The following is a 2,934-nucleotide window of genomic DNA, read 5'->3' as shown; positions in this document are numbered from 1 at the left end:
GCATGAAAGCGCATCATCATCGAGCGCTCGTCCTTCGCGCCAAAGCGATCCTTCATGATGCGCGCCCACATCCGGCGCGCCGCGCGGAACTTCGCAATCTCTTCGAAGAAATTGTTGTGCACGTTGAAGAAAAACGACAGCCGGCTCGCGAACGCGTCGATCTGCAGCCCCGCCTTGAGCGCCGCATCGACGTATGCGATCCCGTCGGCGATCGTGAACGCGAGTTCCTGCGCGGCGGTCGAGCCGGCCTCGCGGATGTGGTAGCCGGAAATCGAAATCGTATTCCAGTTCGGAACTTCCTTCGTCGCAAAACTGAAAATGTCGGTGATGATCCGCATCGAGCCGCGCGGCGGATAGATGTACGTCCCGCGCGCGACGTATTCCTTCAGCACGTCGTTCTGGATCGTGCCGTTGACCTTGCTCCAGCTGACGCGGCGGCGCTCCGCGACGACCAGGTACAATGCCAGCAGGATCGACGCGGTCGCGTTGATCGTCATCGAGGTTGAAATTTTGTCGAGCGGCAGCTCAGCCAGCAGTACGTCCATGTCGGCCAGCGAACAAATCGGCACGCCCACGCGACCGACCTCGCCGTCGGCCAGCAGATGATCCGAATCGCGGCCCATCTGCGTCGGTAGATCGAACGCAACTGAGAGTCCCGTCTGACCCTGCTCGAACAGGTAACGGTAGCGGCGGTTTGATTCTTCCGCGCTGCCGAAGCCCGCGTACTGGCGCATTGTCCACAGCCGCCCGCGATACATCGTGGGCTGCACGCCCCGCGTAAACGGATACTCGCCGGGAAAACCGAGGTCGTTGACGAAATCGAAGTCGTTCAGGTCTTCGGGATCGTACGCCCGCTTGACGTCGATTCCCGAGCTCGTGACGAACTTATCTTTGCGCTCCGGCCCGCGCTTCAGCGACGGATTGAGTTTGCGTTCCTCCCAATCTTTGCGGGCGTCTGCGATTTTGCGATCGTCGTCAGGCATCGTACCTTCACTCTACCAGTGGAATACGCTGGGTCGGTAGTGTTTCAGTTTGAAGTGTTGCAACGGTGCTCCGCGACATGAAAGTTCGCTCGCCTCAGCGCATTTCGTTCACGACGCGAAGCCATCCGCTCGTCCGCGCGCGCTTTTTCATATTCCTCCGAAGGTCTTGGAGTTATTCGCTTCCGCTCAGCAGCGGCGATGTGTTCGCGATTGCGTTCCTCGAACTCATTCCACAAGCGATCATAGACTTCACAATTCATCGGTTTTCTCAAACTGAGATACTACCGCTGCGTCTCCTACTCGATAACCATCATCAGTTGGCCCTTCTCGACCGCCTGACCTGCGGCCACTTTCACTTCAACGATTTTGCCAGCCTTGGGCGCTTTGACTTCATTTTCCATCTTCATCGCTTCGACGACGATGATTCCCTGGCCCGCTTTGACTTCGTCGCCGGCCGCGACCAGCAGGTTGACGACCCGTCCCGGCATCGCGGATTTTATTTCCACGCGGCCGCTGACCTCGCGCCGCTTGCCGGCCGCGCGCGCCGTGCGTCGGGCTGCGTCGGCGATGGTCAGCCGCGTCGAGCCGCTCCGCGAAGCGACCACGGTTTCGTCGCCGTCGCGTGCCACGTCGAAATCGAACGAGCGATTGTCAACGATCACCGAAAAGGACACCGGCCCGACCCTGCGCAAATCAGCCTCGAAACGATTCTTGCCGAAAGTAATCGAGAACGAGTCAGCGGCGAGCTCTTCAATCTCGATTTCGTGTTCCTTGCCGTCGAGCGTCGCGAGGTAGCGCATCTGTAAGTGTCCAGCTATCTCCGCAGCATGTCGAGCCGGCCGAGCATCCGCCACGCAGACGTATTCGGCGCGGCCACCGGCTGCGTGCCGGCGCCGTTGCTGTGATTGGTGTTCTTCTGCGCGGCGATCGCGGCGAGAAAAATCGCGGCTAGTTCCGCACCGCGCGGCGCCGCGCCGTTTTCATTCGGATGGTATTCGCGGTTGATGAAATTGGTATCGAAGTCGCCCTTTAGAAACTTCGGATGCGTCATGATCCAGCGATGGAAATCCAGATTCGTGCGCAGTTCTCCTGAGATAACGAATTCGCCGAGCGCGCGGCGCATCCGGTCGATTGCCTGGTCGCGATCCGCGCCCCACACTGCCAGCTTCGAGATCATCGGATCGTAAAAGACCGGCACTTCGGCGCCAGCATAAACGCCCGCGTCGTTGCGGACGCCGGGACCGTCGGGAAATCTCAGCGTCTCGATTTTTCCCGGCGCCGGTACGAATCCGGCCGAGGGATCTTCCGCATAGATGCGGCACTCGATTGCCCAACCGCGCTGCGCGAGATCCTTTTGTTTGAACGGGAGTTTCGCGCCCGCAGCGATTTCGATTTGCGTGCGCACGAGGTCGATACCCGACACCAGCTCGGTCACAGGATGCTCGACCTGGATGCGGGTGTTCATCTCGAGGAAATAAAAATTGCGGTCCGCGTCAACCAGGAATTCGATCGTGCCGGCGCTGACGTAGTTCACGGCTTTGGCAGCGCGCACCGCGACCTCGCCCATCTCGGCCCGCATCTTCGGTGTGATAAACGGCGACGGCGATTCCTCGACGACCTTCTGATGGCGCCGCTGAATCGAGCATTCGCGCTCGAAGACGTGGACGGTGTTGCCGTGCGAGTCGGCGAGCACCTGCACTTCGATATGGCGCGGCTGCTTGAGGAATTTCTCGACGTAAAAACGGCCGTCGCCGAATGACGACTTGGCCTCGCTCGCGACCGTGCGCACCACCGACGCGAGGTCCTTGGCGTTCTCAACGAAGCGCAGGCCCTTCCCGCCGCCACCCGCCGCGGCCTTGACCATAATCGGGAAGCCGATCTTCTTCGCGATCGCGGCAACTTCCGCTTCGGTCTCGAGCGTTCCCGGCGAACCTGGTACGACGGGCACTCC

3 protein-coding genes are annotated in these 2,934 nt (G+C 60.5%); all 3 read right to left on the bottom strand.

Features of this window, described 5'->3' with window-relative positions:
* On the bottom strand, positions 1–983 hold a 983-nt coding region (locus VIW95_RS11640), incomplete at its 3' end, for a methylmalonyl-CoA mutase family protein (protein WP_331586618.1).
* A gap of 296 nt (positions 984–1,279) precedes the next feature.
* A complete protein-coding gene (locus VIW95_RS11635; RefSeq protein ID WP_331586616.1) occupies positions 1,280–1,783 on the bottom strand; it encodes a biotin/lipoyl-containing protein in 504 nt (167 codons plus the stop codon).
* Between the two features lie 14 nt (positions 1,784–1,797).
* Positions 1,798–2,934: acetyl-CoA carboxylase biotin carboxylase subunit (locus tag VIW95_RS11630; protein ID WP_331586614.1), on the bottom strand; the 1,137-nt coding region annotated here is incomplete at its 5' end.

It is taken from the genome of Binatus sp. (SeqCode) (genome assembly GCF_036522015.1).
Taxonomy (GTDB): domain Bacteria; phylum Desulfobacterota; class Binatia; order Binatales; family Binataceae; genus Binatus.
The sequence above is the reverse complement of the archived record's forward strand: the minus strand, read 5'-3'. Positions and strand labels throughout refer to the sequence as shown.